This is a genomic window from Pseudonocardia sp. CA-142604 (genome assembly GCF_050948475.1).
Lineage (GTDB): Bacteria > Actinomycetota > Actinomycetes > Mycobacteriales > Pseudonocardiaceae > Pseudonocardia > Pseudonocardia alaniniphila.
Genome location: NZ_CP192045.1, coordinates 5,032,548 through 5,050,116, shown reverse-complemented (window position 1 = coordinate 5,050,116; position 17,569 = coordinate 5,032,548). Strand labels below are relative to the sequence as shown.

At 71.3% G+C, this 17,569-nt stretch carries 17 protein-coding genes; 9 read left to right on the top strand and 8 right to left on the bottom strand.

Annotated features, from left to right (window positions below; genetic code table 11):
• Window positions 1-5: 5 nt before the first annotated feature.
• The gene (locus ACQPZQ_RS22850; protein WP_433283824.1) at window positions 6-1,055 is read right to left on the bottom strand and encodes a diacylglycerol/lipid kinase family protein; all 1,050 of its coding nucleotides are present in this window, start codon (window positions 1,053-1,055) and stop codon (window positions 6-8) included.
• Between the two features lie 36 nt (window positions 1,056-1,091).
• Window positions 1,092-2,210 (bottom strand): alanine dehydrogenase, encoded by a 1,119-nt coding sequence (ald, locus tag ACQPZQ_RS22845; protein ID WP_433283822.1) that lies wholly within the window; start codon window positions 2,208-2,210, stop codon window positions 1,092-1,094.
• A 67-nt stretch (window positions 2,211-2,277) separates the two neighbouring features.
• Here ald and ACQPZQ_RS22840 point away from each other — a divergent pair, with 67 nt between their 5' ends.
• The gene (locus ACQPZQ_RS22840) at window positions 2,278-2,808 is read left to right on the top strand and encodes an Lrp/AsnC family transcriptional regulator (protein WP_433283820.1); all 531 of its coding nucleotides are present in this window, start codon (window positions 2,278-2,280) and stop codon (window positions 2,806-2,808) included.
• A 7-nt stretch (window positions 2,809-2,815) separates the two neighbouring features.
• Here ACQPZQ_RS22840 and ACQPZQ_RS22835 read toward each other — a convergent pair whose 3' ends face one another.
• The gene (locus tag ACQPZQ_RS22835) at window positions 2,816-4,021 is read right to left on the bottom strand and encodes a cysteine desulfurase-like protein (protein ID WP_433283818.1); all 1,206 of its coding nucleotides are present in this window, start codon (window positions 4,019-4,021) and stop codon (window positions 2,816-2,818) included.
• 82 nt (window positions 4,022-4,103) lie between these two features.
• Window positions 4,104-5,843, bottom strand: coding sequence for a hypothetical protein (locus ACQPZQ_RS22830; RefSeq protein ID WP_433283816.1), 1,740 nt, complete (start codon window positions 5,841-5,843; stop codon window positions 4,104-4,106).
• Window positions 5,844-6,252: 409 nt separating this feature from the next.
• Here ACQPZQ_RS22830 and ACQPZQ_RS22825 point away from each other — a divergent pair, with 409 nt between their 5' ends.
• Together ACQPZQ_RS22825 and ACQPZQ_RS22820 are read left to right on the top strand one after the other, a co-directional pair.
• Complete coding sequence (locus tag ACQPZQ_RS22825; protein ID WP_433283814.1) at window positions 6,253-7,368, top strand: WD40/YVTN/BNR-like repeat-containing protein; 1,116 nt, start codon at window positions 6,253-6,255, stop codon at window positions 7,366-7,368.
• Entirely contained in the window at window positions 7,365-7,676 is a 312-nt protein-coding gene (locus ACQPZQ_RS22820; protein WP_433283812.1) for a MoaD/ThiS family protein, read from the top strand. The genes ACQPZQ_RS22825 and ACQPZQ_RS22820 overlap by 4 nt, the downstream gene beginning before the upstream one ends.
• Window positions 7,677-7,730: 54 nt before the next feature.
• Here the strand turns inward: ACQPZQ_RS22820 and ACQPZQ_RS22815 are convergent, their stop codons facing one another.
• Both ACQPZQ_RS22815 and ACQPZQ_RS22810 read right to left on the bottom strand, forming a co-directional pair.
• Entirely contained in the window at window positions 7,731-8,351 is a 621-nt protein-coding gene (locus tag ACQPZQ_RS22815) for an L-threonylcarbamoyladenylate synthase (protein WP_241035523.1), read from the bottom strand.
• Between the two features lie 107 nt (window positions 8,352-8,458).
• Entirely contained in the window at window positions 8,459-10,216 is a 1,758-nt protein-coding gene (locus ACQPZQ_RS22810; RefSeq protein WP_433283810.1) for a hypothetical protein, read from the bottom strand.
• A 62-nt stretch (window positions 10,217-10,278) separates the two neighbouring features.
• Between ACQPZQ_RS22810 and ACQPZQ_RS22805 the strand changes: the two genes are divergently transcribed.
• Together ACQPZQ_RS22805 and ACQPZQ_RS22800 are read left to right on the top strand one after the other, a co-directional pair.
• Window positions 10,279-10,929, top strand: a complete 651-nt coding sequence (locus ACQPZQ_RS22805) for a ThuA domain-containing protein (RefSeq protein ID WP_433283808.1) — start codon at window positions 10,279-10,281, stop codon at window positions 10,927-10,929.
• On the top strand, window positions 10,914-12,026 hold the full coding sequence (locus tag ACQPZQ_RS22800) for a Gfo/Idh/MocA family protein (protein ID WP_433283806.1): 1,113 nt from the start codon (window positions 10,914-10,916) through the stop codon (window positions 12,024-12,026). Before ACQPZQ_RS22805 ends, ACQPZQ_RS22800 begins: the two co-directional genes overlap by 16 nt.
• 59 nt (window positions 12,027-12,085) lie before the next feature.
• Here the strand turns inward: ACQPZQ_RS22800 and ACQPZQ_RS22795 are convergent, their stop codons facing one another.
• Both ACQPZQ_RS22795 and ACQPZQ_RS22790 read right to left on the bottom strand, forming a co-directional pair.
• Window positions 12,086-13,045: a D-2-hydroxyacid dehydrogenase family protein gene (locus ACQPZQ_RS22795; protein WP_433283804.1), complete on the bottom strand. Its 960-nt coding sequence runs from the start codon at window positions 13,043-13,045 to the stop codon at window positions 12,086-12,088.
• Window positions 13,042-13,881, bottom strand: coding sequence for an IclR family transcriptional regulator domain-containing protein (locus tag ACQPZQ_RS22790; RefSeq protein ID WP_433283802.1), 840 nt, complete (start codon window positions 13,879-13,881; stop codon window positions 13,042-13,044). Before ACQPZQ_RS22790 ends, ACQPZQ_RS22795 begins: the two co-directional genes overlap by 4 nt.
• Before the next feature lie 120 nt (window positions 13,882-14,001).
• Between ACQPZQ_RS22790 and ACQPZQ_RS22785 the strand changes: the two genes are divergently transcribed.
• The 4 genes from ACQPZQ_RS22785 to ACQPZQ_RS22770 all read left to right on the top strand — a co-directional run bounded on the left by ACQPZQ_RS22785 (window position 14,002) and on the right by ACQPZQ_RS22770 (window position 17,547).
• Complete coding sequence (locus tag ACQPZQ_RS22785) at window positions 14,002-15,267, top strand: Rieske 2Fe-2S domain-containing protein (protein WP_433283800.1); 1,266 nt, start codon at window positions 14,002-14,004, stop codon at window positions 15,265-15,267.
• The gene (locus tag ACQPZQ_RS22780; protein ID WP_433283799.1) at window positions 15,264-15,767 is read left to right on the top strand and encodes an aromatic-ring-hydroxylating dioxygenase subunit beta; all 504 of its coding nucleotides are present in this window, start codon (window positions 15,264-15,266) and stop codon (window positions 15,765-15,767) included. The genes ACQPZQ_RS22785 and ACQPZQ_RS22780 overlap by 4 nt, the downstream gene beginning before the upstream one ends.
• Before the next feature lie 19 nt (window positions 15,768-15,786).
• Window positions 15,787-15,993, top strand: a complete 207-nt coding sequence (locus ACQPZQ_RS22775) for a hypothetical protein (RefSeq protein ID WP_433283797.1) — start codon at window positions 15,787-15,789, stop codon at window positions 15,991-15,993.
• A 309-nt stretch (window positions 15,994-16,302) separates the two neighbouring features.
• A complete protein-coding gene (locus ACQPZQ_RS22770; RefSeq protein ID WP_433283795.1) occupies window positions 16,303-17,547 on the top strand; it encodes a L,D-transpeptidase in 1,245 nt (414 codons plus the stop codon).
• Window positions 17,548-17,569: the final 22 nt, after the last annotated feature.

Below are 17,569 nucleotides of genomic sequence, written 5' to 3'. Positions count from 1 at the left end.
GGACGCTAACCCGGATCCGGTGCGTCCGGGGGAGGGACGTCGGCCACGCGCATCACGAGCGCGGCGGGCTCCACGCGGATCTCCAACCGGGTCGCGTCGCCGATCGGGTCGCCGTCGAGCTGCGAGGGCTGCGGGGCCTCCGCCTCGATCACGATCGACCGCGCCTGCCAGTGCTCCACCCGGGGGTTGCCGTCGCCCCGCCTGCTGATCACCCGCCCGGCGACGGCGACCCAACCGGCGAGGGTCTTCGGGGCGATGTTCACGACGTCGAGCACGCCGTCGTCGACCGTGGCCCTCGGCATCAGCACGAGCCCGCCGAGCAGGGTGCCGCTGTTGCCCACCAGCACGGTGCGGGTGCGCCGGCGCACCGGCTGGTCGCCGTCCAGGGTCAGGCTCACCCGGGTGCGCCGCCCCCGCATCGCCCGCAGGCCGGAGATCACGTAGGCGAGCGGGCCCACCCGCACCTTCAGCGCCTCCGGCGTGCTCTCCATGATCGCGGCGTCGAAGCCGGTGCCGGCCATCACGAGGAAGACGTGCTCCTCGTCCCCGTCGTCGACCCGCACCCGACCGACGTCGATCTTCCGGTCGTCGCCGGTGAGAGCGACGCGGACGGCCGAGGTCACGTTGTCCGGGTTGCCGAGGGTGCGCGCCAGGAGGTTGCCGGTGCCGGCCGGGACGAGGCCCATCGCCACCCCGCTGCCGGCGAGCGCCTGCGCCACCGCCCGGACGGTGCCGTCGCCGCCGCACGCGAGCACGACGTCGGCGCCGCGTTCGATGGCGATCCGGGCCTGGCCGGTGCCGGGATCCTCGACAGTGGTCTCCAGCCAGAGCGGCGGCGCCCAGCCCAGGCTGGCGCACACCGACTCGATCCGCCTGCGGGTGCCGGGCTCGATGCGGATGGGGTTGGCCACGACCGCTGGCAGCGGCCGGTCCTCCGGTTCCGCCGACAGCGAATCCGGATCAGCGGCCGCAGGGCTGCTCCGGACGGCCACGGCCACCAGCAGTGCCAGCACCGGCAGCGCCGCCAGCACGAGGACCCACCAGTCGCCGGACACGACGGAACAATAATCGCCCGGCGGCAGGCGACGCCCTCAGGCCGCGACGAGGTCCTGCGGCTCGGCGTAGGGCAGCCCGAGGTCGTGGGCCACCTGGAGGCTGGTCAGGACACCGTTGTGGGTCGACAGACCGGCGGCGAGCGCAGGGTCGGCCGCGAGTGCGTCGGACCAGCCGAGGTTCGCCAGCCGCAGAACGTACGGCAGGGTGGCGTTGGTCAGCGCGTGGGTCGAGGTGTGCGGCACGGCGCCCGGCATGTTGGCCACGCAGTAGAACACCGAGTCGTGCACCCGATAGGTCGGGTCGTCGTGCGTGGTGGGCCGGGAGTCCTCGAAGCAGCCGCCCTGGTCGATGGCGATGTCGACGAGCACCGAGCCCGGCTTCATCCGGCGCACGAGATCGTTGCTCACCAGCCGCGGGGCGCGGCCACCCGGCACCAGCACGGCGCCGATCACGAGGTCGGCACCGAGGCAGGCCTTCTCCAGCTCGTGGGTGTTGGACACGACGGTCCGCACGCGGCCGGCGTACCGGTCGTCGAGCTTGCGGAGCTTGGTGATGTCCAGGTCCAGCACCGTGACGTCGGCGCCGAGCCCGACGGCCATCGCCACCGCGTTCTGGCCGGAGACACCCGCGCCGATCACCACCACACTGGCCGGAGGCACACCCGGGACGCCGCCGAGCAGCACGCCGCGCCCGCCGGCGGCACGCATGAGGGCGTTGGCGCCGGCCTGCGGCGCGAGCCGACCGGCCACCTCGCTCATCGGGGCGAGCAGCGGCAGCGTGCCGTCGGGCAGCCGGACGGTCTCGTAGGCGATCGCCGTGGTGCCGGACCGCAGCAGCGCCTCGGTGCACGACAGCGACGCAGCGAGGTGCAGGTAGGTGAAGAGGACCTGGCCACGGCGCAGCCGGTGGTATTCCTGCTCGATCGGCTCCTTCACCTTGAGCAGCAGGTCTGCGGCGTCCCACACGTCGTCGGCGGTGGCGACGATGCGGGCGCCTGCCGCCTCGAAGTCGGCGTCGCTGATCGAGCTGCCGATCCCGGCGTTCCGCTCGACGAGCACGTGGTGCCCGGAGCGGGTGAGCTCGTGCGCCCCGGCGGGGGTCAGCGCGACGCGGTACTCGTTGTTCTTGACCTCGCGGGGCACACCGATTCTCATACTCACATAGTGAAGATGCCACTGATTATGCGCAACACAGCTGCAGAAGATTCGGTATTCTTGCCGTATGTCATCGCCTTCTGCGGGATCGCCGTCCGCGCAGCCCGTCCCGTCGCAGGATGTTCGGCCGCTCGACGACACCGATCTGGCGATCCTGCGGGTGCTCGGCAGCGATGCCCGGGTCTCCAACAAAGATCTGGCCGAGCGGGTGGGCGTGGCGCAGTCCACCTGCCTGGCGCGGGTGCGGGCGCTGCGGGAGAGCGGGGTGATCCGCGGCTACTACGCCGACATCGATCCGCGGGCGCTCGGCCACGACCTCCAGGCGATGATCGCGATCCGGCTGCAGCCGCACGCGCGCGCCTCGATGGCCGAGCTGGTCACCGAGCTCAGCGGCCGCCACGAGGTGCTCGACGTCTACTTCGTCGCCGGGGCGAACGACTTCCTCGTGCACGTCGCCACGGCGAGCACCGACGAGCTCCGCCGGTTCGTCGCCGACCACCTCAACCGCGATCCGGCCGTGGCAGGCACCGAGACCAGCCTGATCTTCGAGCACACCCGCGCAGCCGGCAGGCGGGCCGCGCCCGACCTGCCGGCGTGATCCGCTCTCAGTCGAGGAACGCGCGAAGCCCGTCGAGGAGCCGGGCGACGTCGTCGTCCTCGATGTACGGGGCGAGCCCCACCCGCAACGCACCGGTGTCGCCGAGGCCGAGCCGCCGCGACGCCTCCAGCGCGTAGAACGAACTCGCAGGCGCGTTCACCCCGCGCCCCGCGAGGAACTCGTACGCCGCGGCCGGATCGCGGTCGGCGAACCCCACCAGCAACGTCGGGGTGCGGTGGGCCGCCCGCGAGTACACGGTGATCCCGGGAAGCGCCGCCAGGCCCTCCTCGATACGCCCGCGCAGCCGGTCCTCGTGCCGGCCCATCGCCCCCATGGCCGCCACCAACCGCTCCCGCCTGCCGACCGCCGGACCTGCCGTGCCGAGCGACGCGAGGAAGTCCACTGCCGCGGTGGTGCCGGCGAGCAGTTCGTAGGGCAGGGTGCCGAGCTCGAACCGCTCGGGCACGACGTCGGTGGACGGCAGGAGCTTCTGCGGGTGCAGGGTCTCGAGCAGCTCGGGGGCCGCGGCCAGCACGCCGCAGTGCGGACCGAGGAACTTGTACGGGGAGCAGGCGTAGAAGTCCGCCCCCAACGCCTCGACGTGAACGGCGGCGTGTGCGGTGAAGTGCACACCGTCGACGTAGGCGAGGGCGCCCGCCTCGTGCGCGAGATCGGTGAGCGCCCGCACGGGCGGGCAGGTGCCGATCAGGTTGGACGCCGCGGTGACGGCCACCAGGCGCGTGCGCGGCGAGAGGACGGCGGCGAGGTGGTCCTCGGTGAGCTCACCCGACTCCGGGTCGAAGTCGGCCCACCGCACGACGGCGCCCACCGCCTCCGCGGCCTGCACCCACGGCCGGATGTTCGCGTCGTGGTCGAGCCTCGTCACCACGACCTCGTCGCCGGGGCGCCACGTGGCGGCGAGGGTGCGGGCCATGTCGTAGGTCAGCTGGGTCATGCTGCGGCCGAACACGACCCCACGCGGGTCGGCGCCGAGAAGGTCGGCCATGGCCTGCCGCGCGCCGGTGACGATGTCATCGGCAGTGCGCTCGGCCGCCGTGACCCGGCCCCGGTTGGCGAGCGGGGAGAGCAGCGTGCGAGCCATCGCGTCGGCGACGACATCGGGTACCTGCGACCCGCCGGGACCGTCGAAGTGGGCGTACCCGGCCTTCAGCGCGGGGAAGTGATCACGGACGGCGCGGACGTCGTAGGGCATACGCGCACACTGTCATGGTCAAGTGCCCACGGCGAGCCGTTGTGTGATCCCACTCCGTCAATGCCGTCGGGTCCACGCGCCGTCACCAGGCGTCGGGTTCCTCGGCTCCAGGCGCACGGTGCCGCCCCTGGCGCAACCCGCGCTGGTAGGTGGCCAGGCGTTCGCGGACGCGATCAGGAACCCGCTCCGTGACGGGGTTGGGGTCCTGGGGGCGTGGCGGCGGCACGAGCTGGTCGCCGGGGCGGCGCCGCGGCAGCCCGCTCGACGTGGTGCCCGATGCGGGGTCCGGGCGGGCGGCGCGGGCCGCGGCCTCCCGCCACTCCCGGTCGCTCGGCGACTCCCAGTCCACCGGCCCGGACCCGTTGGCGGCCCCGTCGGAGCCGTCATCGGCCTGATCGGGCTCGGGGTCGCGGAACCACGCCGAGGCGATCGCCTCGAAGATCGGGGTGGAGAACCGGTCGTCCATCGGCTCTTGCGGCAGGTCCAACAGCGGGCCGAAGAGCTCGTCGACCGGAGGTGTCGACGAACGGGACGGGAGCGCGTACTCCGGCGCGGCCGGTTCATCAGCGGAGGACCCGGGGTAGGCGGCCCCGCTGCCCGTCTGCTCGGACCCGTTGCTCGAGAAGACGGAGCCGTTCGCGAGGAGACCGAGCCCGTTGCCCGGCTCGTACGAGCCGTACGAGGACGACGCGAACGGGGACGACTCGAACTGCGGCGACTCGTATTTCGGAGACTCGTATTTCGGAGACTCGAACTGCGAAGACTCGAACTGCGACGAGCTGTACTCCGACGAACCGTTGCGCGCCGCGAACGGGTTGTCGTCACCGGACCCGAGCGCATCGTCGCTGCCGCGCACCGACCCGTCGCCCAGCCCCAGCGGATCGTCGCCCAGCCCGAGAGGGTCGTCGCGCAGTCGGCGGGCGTCGTCGCTCAGCCCCAGCGGATCGTTGCCCAGCCCCAGCCGGTCGCTGCCCGATCCGAGCCGGTCGTTGCCCAGCCCCAGCGGGTCGTCAGCCGGCCTCAGCCGGTCGCTCCCGGTTCCGAGCGGGTCGCTTCCGAGCCCCAGCGGGTCGTTGCCGAACCCGTTGCCGTTCCTCGTCGGGAGCAAGGGGTCGGAGAGGACCGGGCGCGGCTCCTCGAGGGTGACGGCGGCGGGCGGGCAGTGCACGCTCGCGACCGGCCCCGGGCCGCTGCGCGGAGGACCGGCCAGCGGGCGGCTCAGGCTGATGCCCTGACGGGAGCGCCCGGCGATCTGCTCGGCGATGACCGCCACCCCGTCGCCGCTCATGCCGTCGAGGGCGAGGCGGGCCCCACCGTCGACCGACACGTCGACGACGATCCCGCGGCCTTCCACACGGCTCGCGACGTCGAGGCGCGCGCCCGGGTAGACGGAGGTGACGTCGTCGACGAGCTCGGACAGCACGTGCAGGAACTCGGTGGCCGCAGCGGGCGCCACCGTGGCGGCAGGAGCAGTGCGGACCTCGACGCGGCCGGGATCCTCGGCGGCGCCCGCGGCCTCGGCGAGGATGTCGGACAGCTTGCGGGGCGCGCCACCGCGCACACCCGGCTCCTGACCACCGAGCACCAGCAGGCTCTCGGTGTCGCGCCGCATCCGGTGGCCGGACTCCGCCAGCTCCGCGAACCCCGGGGGTTCGGGATAGGACTGCTCCGCCCGCAGCCGCTCCAGCAACCACAGGTGCCGGTCCAGGCGAGCCTGCAGGCGGCGGGCCACCCCGGCGGCAGCCTCCTCGCTCGACGGGGGCCGTGGGGTGTCGTCCCACCTATCGGCCCATACCGCAGACCCCTGGCGTCCGACGTTCACCGAGTCACCCTCGGAAGCGAACATCCTGTCGCCCACCAATCGGTCCTCTCGCACGGGTCGATCCGCCCCTCTCCTTCCCCCGAAGCCGCGAGTGGGTCTGTCACGGCGACGCAACGCAGAGTGGCATGTCCTAGCCCGCGGCACGTTACCGCTCCCCGCTCGACCCGGGCACACGGTTGCCGAGAGTGCGCTCAGGACACGGCTGCATGCGGCGGACGGCCCCGTCGATTTCGCCCATCCCGGAAGAGGGCGCGCGGCCGCCCCCTGCCGACGAACGGACGGTCGCGCACGGACGAGCGGTGGAGTTCCTGCGATCAGGCGAAGTCGAGCTGCGACCGATGAGTTTGCGGCGCATGCGCGGTCCCCTACTCCGTGCGGCGCGAGGGCGGCGCGGAACAGGAGAGGTGCAGTGACAGGGGTGCGGGTTCTGGTGGGCACGCGCAAGGGCGCTTTCGTCCTCACCTCCGACGGGAAGCGGGAGAGCTGGAACGTCAGCGGCCCGCACTTCGCCGGATGGGAGGTCTACCACGTCACGGGGTCGCCCGCCGACCCCGATCGGCTCTACGCAGCGCCGTCCGGCGGCTGGTTCGGGCAGGTCATTCAGCGTTCCGACGACGGCGGCGCCACGTGGGAGCCGGTCGGCAACGAGTTCACCTACGAGGGGGTGCCCGGCACCCACCAGTGGTACGACGGCACGCCGCATCCGTGGGAGTTCGCGCGGGTCTGGCACCTGGAGCCGACGCCGAGCGACCCGGACACCGTCTATGCCGGGGTCGAGGATGCTGCCCTGTTCCGTTCGTCCGACGGCGGCCGCACGTGGCAGGAGCTACCGGGGCTGCGCGAGCACGGCTCGGGCCCGCACTGGCAGCCGGGAGCGGGCGGGATGTGCCTGCACACGATTCTGCTCGACCCACGCGACCCGGCCCGGATGCACGTCGCCATCTCGGCGGCGGGGGTGTTCCGCACCGACGACACCGGCAAGACCTGGCGGGCCACCAACCGCGGCCTCAAGTCGGAGGGCATCCCCGACCCCGACGCGGAGGTGGGCCACTGCGTGCACAACCTCGCCATGCACCCGTCGCGGCCGGACGTGCTCTTCATGCAGAAGCACTGGGACGTCATGCGCAGCGACGACGGCGGTGACACCTGGCACGACATCGGCGGCAACCTGCCCACCGACTTCGGCTTCCCGATCTCGGTCCACGCGCACGAGCCGGACACGGTCTACGTCGTGCCGATCACGAGCGACTCCCACCACTTCCCGCCGGAGGGGAAGCTGCGCGTCTACCGCAGCCGCTCCGGCGGCAACGAGTGGGAACCGCTCACCACCGGCCTCCCGCAGGAGAACTGCTACGTCAACGTCCTGCGTGACGCGATGGCCATCGACACCCTCGACGACTGCGGCGTGTACTTCGGCACGACCGGCGGCCAGGTGTACGCCTCCCCGGACGCCGGGAACACGTGGGCCCCGATCGTGCGGGACCTGCCCGCCGTGCTCTCGGTGGAGGTGCAGACGATCCCATGACCACCACGGCCACGGTGCGGATCAAGCTGCCGGCGCACCTGCGCAAGCTCGCCCGGGTCGACAGCGAGGTTGCCGTCGACGTCACCGGACCTGCCACCCAGCGCACAGTGCTGGACGCGCTGGAGCGCACCTATCCCGTCCTGCGTGGCACGATCCGCGACCACCGCACCCAGCGCCGCCGGGCGTTCGTGCGGTACTTCGCCTGCGAGCAGGACCTCTCGCACGCCGAGCCCGACGACCCGCTCCCCGAGGCCGTCGTCAGAGGAACGGAGCCGCTGCTCATCGTGGGAGCGATGGCGGGCGGCTGACCAGGAGGCCCGTGCGCCGGCGCCGCCCTCACCGGCGGTGCCGGCGCCTGGCCCCTACTCGAAGCGGGACGGGTCGCCCGCCCCGCGGCGAATGATCTCCGGCTCCGGCCCGGAGTAGTCCACCACCGTGGTCGGCTCGGTGCCGCAGTCGCCCGAGTCCAGTACTGCGTCCACGGCACCGTCGAGCCGCTCCTTGATCTCCCAGCCCTGCGTGAGCGGCTCCGGCTCGTCGGGCAGCAGCAGCGTGGACGACAGCAGCGGCTCCCCCAGCTCGGCGAGCAACGCCTGGGCCACCGTGTGCTGCGGGATCCGCACGCCGACGGTCTTCTTCTTCGGGTGCAGCAGCCGGCGCGGCACCTCCTTGGTGGCGGGCAGGATGAAGGTGTAGCTGCCGGGCGTGGCCGCCTTGATGGTGCGGAACACGGTGTTGCTGATCTGTACGAACTGCCCGAGTTGGGCGAAGTCGCGGCACACGAGCGTGAAGTGGTGCTTGTCGTCGAGCCGGCGGATCTCGCGGATCCGCTCCAGCCCGTCGCGGTCGCCGAGCTGGCAGCCGAGCGCGAAGCAGGAGTCCGTGGGGTACGCGATGAGGCCCCCGGACCTGACGATCTCGACGACCTGCCCGAGCGCGCGCCGCTGAGGATCGACCGGATGAACATCGAAGTAGCGCGCCATGGGCAGAGCTTAAGGAGTGGCGCACTCCCGCGCGGCCTTGACGCGTGACATCGCGGTTCCCGACCACCGGCACCCCGCCGGTGGCGACCGCAGGCAGCGCGGCCGGCTCAACCCCCGTGCAGCCGCGAGATGTACCGCTGGGCGCCGAGAGCGAAATCGAACCATTCGGCCAGTGGGAGGGGCACGCCCTGGGAGGCCCGGAACTCGAAGATTCCCGCCTGCTCCCGAGCAGCGGACGGCCCGACGTCCTCGACCGTGTCCCCCATTGCTCCCATCGACTGGCGGCCTTCGATCGTGGTGAGCAGATCCGTGTTCGCGGGAATCGCCCGCAGCCAGCGCCCGACCGTCAGATCCACCGCACCCGTTCTTTCGGTGCCGGATTTGATGACGCTCTGATTCGGGTCGATGCGCCCTCGATAAAGCGCCGCATTTCCCCGGGAGCCCGCTTCGACAACGAGATCGACCCAGAGTTGGGGGTCCGCGCCGAGTAGCGACTGCTCATTCTGCGGAAGCAGCCGGAAGAGCTTCGCGAAATCGGTGCGGGCCAGCAAGAGATTGCCGAGCTGTTTGGGGTAGGCAAGCGGCACGCTCGCCGCGCCCTGAACGAGATAGCTGGAGATGACGCCCACGAGGCCCTTGAGATCATCGCTGGGATTCGGGAGGGCCGGCCTGCCCTGCACCTGCGCCGCCCGGCTGCGCAGCGTGGCCGCGCCACGTGCCATCGCCGGGGGAAGCTCGAAGGCCCGCGCGTCCGCATGCGCGCCTCCGTCGCCGTAGTCGATCGCGTCGACCATGTGGGCGAGATCGCTCATGTCTCCCATGTCGCCCACGTTGCTCATGTCGCCGGCATTGCGCACGTCGCCCGGACGCGGCCGGAGCCGGTCACCCAGCCGCGGGATCGCACCGAGCTTGAACCCGCTCGTGATCTGTGCCGCCGCGCGCAGATTCCCCCGCGGAATGATCGCGAAGTCCTCGTCCGCCAACCGACCCGTCGCCTTGTGCTGCCGAAAGAAAGGTACCTGGATCTCCGGCGTCGGCCGGGGGCTCTCCCCGTCGTCGACGGGTCGCGCGCCGGCTGTGATCGAGGCTCGCTCCATCTGGTCGCCGAGCCGGGTCAGGCCGCGCATCACCGTCGTGAGGCGTCGCTCGCCCGCATCGCCCTCCTCGACGGGCGGGTCGACGATGAACTCGATCTCCGAATGCCCACCCTCAGGGTCTGCATCGGCCTCGGCCTTGAAGCCCTCGAACCGAGTGCCGATCAGTTCGCGTTTCCCGAGCGCCTCGCCGGTACTGATCCGTTTCGCCCGCCACGGGGTCTCGAACTCGAATCCGACCTTGCGCTGGACGACGAGATGATCCGGCGCGGTCTCGAGGGGGTCGTGCCCAGGCCTGGACGCAGGGGGCGGGCCGACGGCGGTCCCGGGGCGGTCCTCACTGTCGCCGCGCACCCCGGCGTCGAGCGATCGTCCCGTGGCGCGGCGGACGTCGTGGACGGCCGGCTGCCGCCCCCGCGGGCTCGCCACCGCATGCTCCGCGTGCGCCGCGGCTGCTCGAGCAGCCTGTACGGCACGCACGACCGCCGAGTTTCCGGCCCTGCGCTGCAACGCCATGAGGATGCCCACATCGCCGGCGGAGCGGGGGCGGCGCGACCGGGGGTGCGTCCCGCGGTCGAGCGCCTTTTGGACGTTCTGCGCCGGCAAATCGTGACGATGCACGTAAACCCCCCTCGCACCGGCCGACCTTCGCGGTGGTGCCCCACTCACGTCGCCGATGGTGCGAAGAAGGGTACCGGAGCTTATAGGAGTTGTGGAACCAGCTGCGTTTCGCTCCGCCCATCCCGGTCGAGATGACGGACTCCAACCCATTGATCGGCTTTACCCACTTCTGGGAGATTCGAGGGGTGGAGAGCATCGCAGAGTTGCGAAAGTTGACAGCGCTCGTTGTCCGAGGTGGCTGGGAGGGCCACTGCCCCGTCGAGACCACCGACAGCTTCCTGCCGTTTCTCGAGAAGTCCGGCTACGAGACAGTGGTTTCGGACACTCTCGACATCTATCTCGACACCGAACTGATGGCCCGCACCGACCTCGTCCTCCAGTGCTGGACCATGGGGACGATCACCGCCCAGCAGCTCGCCGCGCTGCGAGCCGCCGTGGAGGGCGGCACAGGGTTCGCCGGGTGGCACGGTGGGATCGCCGACGCGTTCCGCAGCTCCACCGACTACCTGCACATGGTCGGCGGCCAGTTCGCCTGCCACCCGCGCAACTTCGTCGACCACACCGTCGAGGTGGTGCCCGAGCGGGCCGATCATCCGATCGTCGCCGGCATCTCCCGCGTCACGCTGCACACCGAGCAGTACTGGGTGCTCGCCGACAGCCGCAATGACGTCCTGGCCACCACCACCGTGCCAGCGCTGCCCGGCGACCCGTGGACCGAGCCGGTGGTCTCCCCCGCCGTGTGGACCCGCACGTGGGGCGCCGGCCGGGTCTTCGTCTGCACCGTCGGCCACAAGCAGGAGGACCTCGACGTGCCCGAGATCCGCACGATCATCGAACGGGGGCTCACGTGGGCGAGCCGATGAGGATCGGCATCGTCGGTCTCGGCAAGATCAGCGGGGCCTACCTGACGACCCTCGCCCACCTGCCGGGCGTGCGGGTCACTGCGCTGGCCGACCGTGACCCGCTCCGGGCCGTCGCCGCCCGCGACCACGCACCGGGAGCCCGCGCGGTGCCGGTGGACGAGCTGCTCACCTCCGACGAGGTCGATCTCGTGCTCAACCTGACCATTCCGGAGGCGCACGCCGAAGTGGCCACGGCGGCGCTGCGGTCGGGCAAGCACGTCTACGGCGAGAAGCCGTTCGCCATGGACCTCGGGCAGGCCCGCACGGTGCTGGCAGGCGCGGACGGCCTGCGCGTCGGATGCGCACCCGACACCGTGCTCGGCACCGGCACGCAGACCGCGCGCAAGGCCGTCGCCGACGGGTTGATCGGCACTCCCACGGCCGCGAACGCCGCCTTCACCTCCCCCGGGCACGAGTCCTGGCACCCCGACCCGGAGTTCTACTACCGCCCCGGCGGCGGCCCGCTTCTCGACATGGGCCCGTACTACCTCACTGCGCTGGTCCATCTGCTCGGCCCCGTCGAGCGGGTGGTCGCCGCGGCGGGACGCGCGCGCGACATCCGCACGATCGGTTCGGGTCCCCGGGCCGGCACGGACTTCGCGGTCGAGGTCGACACCCATGTCACCGGCGCGCTCGTGCACACGGGTGGCGTCGTCACCACCCTCACCACCAGCTTCGACGTGGTCGCCTCCACACAGCCGCGCATCGAGATCCACGGCACCGAAGGCTCTCTCTCGGTGCCGGACCCGAACCGGTTCGACGGCGAGGTCCTGCTCCGCCCACGGGGAGCGGCGGAGTGGACGGCGCTCCCGCCGTCGGCCGGTTACACCGGCGCAGCCCGCGGGATCGGCGTGCTCGACCTCGTGACGAACCATCGCGCCGGCCGTCCGCACCGGGCCTCGGCCGAGGTGGCCGTGCACGTCCTCGACGTGATGGAGACCCTGCTGTCCGCAGCACACCGGCGCACCGGGCTCGCCGTCTCGACGACGTGCGAGCCGCCTGCTCCGGTGCCCTTGGACGAGGTGGCCGTCGGCGGGCGCCCGACCCCGACGGCCTGAGCACGGCGAGGCGCACGTCATCGCCCGGCACGGGCACCGGCGTGCGCCTCGCGACGGCCTCAGTTCAGCTTGCGGACCGGAGATCCCGCCACGAAGGCGGCGATGTCCTCGACGGCCTCGCGGAAGAAGATGTCGTAGGTCTTGCGCGTGACGTAGCCGAGGTGCGGCGTGGCCAGCACGTTGGGCAGGGAGCGGAACGGGTGGTCGGCAGGCAGCGGCTCCACCGCGAACACGTCGATCCCGGCCCCCGCGATCCGGCCCGCGCGCAACGCGTCGACGAGCGCGTCCTCGTCGACGATGGGGCCACGGGAGGTGTTGATCAGGTAGGCCGTGGGACGCATCCGGGCGAACTCGGGCGCGCCCAGCAGTCCCCTGGACCGGTCGGAGAGCACCAGGTGGATCGTGACGAAGTCACTGACCTCGAGCAGCTCCTCCTTACTGGACGCGAGCCGCACGCCTGCGCCGGCCGCCGCTTCAGCCGTGAGGTTCTGGCTCCATGCGACCACGTCCATGCCGAAGGCCTGGCCGATCTTCGCCACGTGCCGGCCGATCCTGCCCAGGCCGATGACGCCCAGGGTGCTGCCGTCGATGTCGGTGCCGACGCTTCGCTGCCACTGGCCGCCCGCACGCAGCGACGCCGTCTCGGCCGGCACGGAACGTGCCAGGCCGAGGAGGAGAGCCCAGGTGAGCTCGGCGGTCGGCGGCATGAGCCCGCCGGTGCCGCAGACAACCACACCCTGCTCCGCGGCCGCGGCCATGTCGACGGAGGCGTTGCCCATCCCGGTGGTCACCAGGAGCCGCAGCTGGGGCAGCCGCGCCAGCACCGAGCGCGGGAACGGGGTGCGCTCCCGCATGATCACGACGATCTCGTGCTTCCCGAGCGTCTCGACCAGCGCATCCTCGTCGTCGATGTGCTCGTGGAACACCTCGACGTCGACCGCGTCGGCGAGGGAGCTCCAGTCCGCCGTCCGGAGCGCGACGTCCTGGTAGTCGTCGAGCACGGCACAGCTGAGCTTCATGAATCCTCCCGGATCGTCATGGTTTCGTCGCCGGCACTCCGCTCCGGGTGCCGGCAGGGGCTGAAGTCGGCACCGAGCCGCTCGCTGATCTCCGCGCCGGCGCGCACGAGCATCGGCGCGAACCGCTCGCGCATCGTCTCCTCGTCGGCGGATGCCACGGAGGCGGACATGCCCAGCGCTGCGATGACCCGCCCGTCCGCGCCCCGGACCGGGGCGGCCACCGACCGCAGGCCCTCCTCGAGCTCCTGCTCGACCATCGCCCAGCCCTGCGCACGCGCGGCGTCGAGCCGGTGCAGCAGCTCCTCGGGCGTGCGGACCGTCCGCGCGGTCAGCGGCGCCAACTCGGCTCGCGCGAGGTAGTGGTCCAGCTCGCCCTTCGGCAGGTCGGCGAGCAGCACATGGCCCATCGCGGTGGCGTGCGCGGGCAGCCGGGTGCCCGTGGCGAGGGCGACGCTGGGCCTGCGATGGGTGGCCACCCGCGTCACGTAGACGATGTCGGTGTCGTCGAGTGTGGACAGGGAGCACGCCTCGCGCGTCTCGGCGACCAGCTCCTCCATCCACGGCTGCGCGATCACCGGAAGGTTCAGGGAGCTCAGATAGGCGTAGCCGAGTGCGAGCACGCGGGGCGTCAGTGCGAACGAACGTCCTTCGCTCCGCACATAGCCGAGCTGCTGGAGCGTGAGCAGCACCCGGCGGACCGTCGGCCGGCTCAAGCCGGTGAGCTCGGCACATCGGCTGAGCGTGAGGCTCGGGTGGTGGTCCGAGAACGCCAGGATCACGGCGAGACCGCGTTCGAGTGACTGGATGAACTCGCGCTGCTCCGGCTCCTTGGGCACTCGATCTCCCTTGACAGTGGTCACCACCGCGCGCGACATTACGAATGTCCGCAACCCGTACTGCCTGTCCGCATAGCGTACATCAGTGCGAGGAGTCGGCCGGCGAGAAATGAGGCGCTGATGCGAACCGCCAGCTACGAGGACCTCGACCACCTGGTCCAGCCGGACCGCGTGCACGGGAGCGTCTACACCGACCCCACGCTCTTCGCCGAGGAGATGCGCAGCATCTTCGGCCGCACCTGGGTCTATGTGGCACACGAGTCGGAGATCGCGCAGCCGGGCGACTACCGGAGCACCACGATCGGCCTTCAGCCCGTGATCGTCACCCGCGACGCGGACGGCGGGATCCACGTGCTGCTCAACCGCTGCCGGCACCGCGCGTCGGTCGTCTGCCGGGAGCGCTCGGGCAACGCGAACTTCTTCCGCTGCCCGTTCCACGGCTGGACCTACCGCAACAGCGGTGAGCTGCTCGGCGTGCCGATGAACCGCCGCTACAGCCCGGAGAACCTCGACAAGCCATCACTGGGCCTCACGCCCGTGGCACGGGTGGACTCCTACCGGGGGCTCGTCTTCGCGAGCCTCAACCCCGACGTTCCCGACCTCGCCGAGCACCTCGGCGGCGCCCGCCATTACCTCGACCGCGTCTTCCTGCACCCCGCGTTCGAGAAGACGCTCAACCTGAGCGCGGGCCGCAACGTGCACGAGTACCCGGCCAACTGGAAACACGCCATCGAAGGCGGGGTCGACGGCTACCACGCGATCACGTTGCACGAGACGTGGTTCAAGATCCGCGACCAGAGCCCGGACCGCCCGCACGCGCGCCTGGGCTCCCGCGACGAGACCATCGGCTACAGCGAGGCCCACCCCGGCGGCCACGTGCTCCTCGCCCGCTGGCCCAGCGAGGGCGACGTCGAGGAGTTCCGCAAGACCTATCCCGAGTACACCTCGCGCCTGGAGTCCGAGCACGGCAGCGAGCTGCTTCGGGACTTCCTCGGTCAGTTCAACGTCCTGATCTTCCCCAACCTGCACATCACGCTGCAGAACCTGCGCGTGATCACCCCGATCAGCCCGACACGTACGCAGATCACGATGTCGCCGATGCTGATCGGGGACGCTCCCGACGATCTCAACGCGGAGCGGCTGCGCGAGTTCGAGGAGGCGTTCGCCACCGGATCGTTCATCGCCCCCGACGACTCCGAGGCGTTCGTCTGCGTGCAGGAGGGCGTGGCCGCCGACGTCGATCCGTGGCTGCTGCTCTCGCGCGGCCTCCACGACGAGGAGCGGCTCCCGGGCGGCGGCTACCGCGGCAAGCCGAGTGACGAGACGCCGCAGCGGGGCCTGTTCCGGGAATGGAAGCGCCTGCTGCAGGAAGGGCGGGCGGCATGACCGGAGCGACCCGAGCGACCGAGGAGACCCGCACGCTCACCCGCAGCGACGCCGAGGACTTCCTCTACCACGAGGCCGAACTGCTCGACGGTTTCCAGCTCGACCGCTGGCTGGAACTCTTCACCGACGACGCCGTGTACTGGGTGCCCGCCCGCCACGACGAGGCGGACCCTCAGCGCCACGTCTCGCTGATCTACGACGACAGGGGCCGGATCGAGGAGCGGATCTGGCGGCTGACCGTCGGGCCTGCCCACGCCCAGATCCCACCGTCGGTGACCCGCCGCCTCATCACGAACGTCCGCGTGTCCGGTGCGGAGCACGGCCCGGTCGTGCGGTCGAACTTCGCGATCTTCGAGGTCCGGAAGGGCGCCCAGCGGGCGTTCGCGGGCGAGTACGAGCACTCGCTGGTCCCACACGGGGCCGGCTGGCGGATCCGGCGCAGGACCGCCCGCCTCGTCAACTGCGAGGCCCCCATCTTCAACCTCACGTTCCTGGTCTGAGCCGCCCCATGAGCGCCCGATGAGCACAGCCTCTCCCCCGCCCCGCCTGGTGCTGCGCAACGAGTTCGCCACCGTGGAGGTCCTGCTCGACGAGACCGCCAACGGGCCCCGCCTGCTCGTGCGTGACCTCGAGACCGGCCGGCAGGTCCATCTCGACGCCCTCGAGGTGGAGAGCCTGACGCGGATGAGCCACGACGACTTCGCCGAACGGGTGCGCCCCGTCTGATCCGGCCGTGCACGGTTGTCGCCCGCACCGGTGCCATACCGACCCCTCGACGAAGCTCCCGTGGACACGCTCCGCGAGCGCGCTGGTCCGCACAGGTCACAGGCTGCTCCGTCGTCACCTCCGCGGCCAGGCCCACCTGGCCGCCATTTCTGTGTTTCGCTTCATTTTCGTCGCCACACCACGCCGAAATTCACCGGTCCGGGTAATGGTTGAGGACCGAACGCTTCCGGGGCCCGTGGCGTCATTGACCTGAAGTCGAGCAATTGCTCTGATGATTCAAGGGGAAATCGGCTGCGGGGAGCAACGGTCATGCCCGAATCGGATCGTGCGCGACGCCGAGCGCCGGTACTGGTGCTCGGCGCGGTCGTCGTCCTGCTCCTCGCCGCCGGGGCGGCCGCCAGCGGTGCGGCGAGCCCCGGCGCTGTCCCTGTGGCCGCCGCCCCGCACGTCCGGCTCGTCCCGGCGGACGGTGCCACCGACGTGGCCCCGCTGGCACCGATCAGCGTGGAGGCGACCGGTGGCGCGCTCACCGACGTCACCCTCACCGCCGAGGACGGCACCTCGGTCCCGGGAACCCTGTCGCCGGACGGCCGGACGTGGACCGCGTCGACGGCCCTCGCGTTCGGCACCACGTACCGCTTCGCCGGCAGTGCCATCGGCGAGGGCGGCTCCGTGCCGGTCACCGGCGGTTTCTCCGTGGTCGACCCGAGCAGGCTGCTCCGCGCGTCGACGAGCATCGGCGACGGGGCGGTGGTCGGTATCGCCGCCCCGATCGACATCCGCTTCAGCGGCCTCGTCGCCGAGGCCGACCGCGCCGCCGTCGAACGGCTCCTCTCGGTGCGCACGTCCGTGCCCGTCATGGGCTCCTGGGCGTGGCTTCCCGACACCGCCCGCAACTCGCGGATCCACTGGAGGCCTGCCGAGTACTGGCCGCCGGGCACGAAGGTCCACGTCGAGGCCCTGCTCTACGGGCTCGACCTCGGCGATACCGAGTTCGGCGCCGCCGATCTCACCACCGAGTTCAGCATCGGCCGCTCCCAGATCGTGCGCGCCGACGTCAAGCGGCACCGCATGGTCGTCATCCGGGACGGCAAAGAGGTGTCCAACGTGCCCGCCAGCTTCGGGCTCGAGTCGGACCCGAGGCGGGTCACGCGAGGCGGCACCCACGTCGTGATGGGCAAGTCCCGCACCGAACTGATGACCAACCTGGCGTACAACTACGAGAACGTGCCCATGCACTGGGCGGTCCGGATCTCCAACAACGGCGAGTTCATCCACGCCAACCCCGCGTCGGGATACGCACAGGGCAGACAGAACGTCACCCACGGCTGCGTGAACCTCTCCACAGCGAACGCACGCGCCTACTTCAACTCGGTTCTCTACGGGGATCCGGTCGAGGTCACCGGAAGCCGCATCCAGCTTTCCGCCGCAGACGGCGACTTCTACGACTGGACGATTCCGTGGGATGAGTGGCGAGCGATGTCGGCCCTGCACGGTTCGGAGAACCAGCTCGCGCGGATGGACGGCGAGGCCTCGATCCAGCTTCCGCGCTGAGGCCACTCCGACGTCTCACCGG

Coding starts and splice junctions, on each gene's coding strand:
- ald (WP_433283822.1), bottom strand. CDS start 2,210: ATGAGAATCGGTGTGCCCCGCGAGGTCAAGAACAACGAGTACCGCGTC.
- ACQPZQ_RS22840 (WP_433283820.1), top strand. CDS start 2,278: ATGTCATCGCCTTCTGCGGGATCGCCGTCCGCGCAGCCCGTCCCGTCG.
- ACQPZQ_RS22835 (WP_433283818.1), bottom strand. CDS start 4,021: ATGCCCTACGACGTCCGCGCCGTCCGTGATCACTTCCCCGCGCTGAAG.
- ACQPZQ_RS22820 (WP_433283812.1), top strand. CDS start 7,365: ATGACCACCACGGCCACGGTGCGGATCAAGCTGCCGGCGCACCTGCGC.
- ACQPZQ_RS22815 (WP_241035523.1), bottom strand. CDS start 8,351: ATGGCGCGCTACTTCGATGTTCATCCGGTCGATCCTCAGCGGCGCGCG.
- ACQPZQ_RS22810 (WP_433283810.1), bottom strand. CDS start 10,216: ATGGGTTGGAGTCCGTCATCTCGACCGGGATGGGCGGAGCGAAACGCA.
- ACQPZQ_RS22795 (WP_433283804.1), bottom strand. CDS start 13,045: ATGAAGCTCAGCTGTGCCGTGCTCGACGACTACCAGGACGTCGCGCTC.
- ACQPZQ_RS22785 (WP_433283800.1), top strand. CDS start 14,002: ATGCGAACCGCCAGCTACGAGGACCTCGACCACCTGGTCCAGCCGGAC.
- ACQPZQ_RS22780 (WP_433283799.1), top strand. CDS start 15,264: ATGACCGGAGCGACCCGAGCGACCGAGGAGACCCGCACGCTCACCCGC.
- ACQPZQ_RS22775 (WP_433283797.1), top strand. CDS start 15,787: ATGAGCACAGCCTCTCCCCCGCCCCGCCTGGTGCTGCGCAACGAGTTC.
- ACQPZQ_RS22770 (WP_433283795.1), top strand. CDS start 16,303: ATGCCCGAATCGGATCGTGCGCGACGCCGAGCGCCGGTACTGGTGCTC.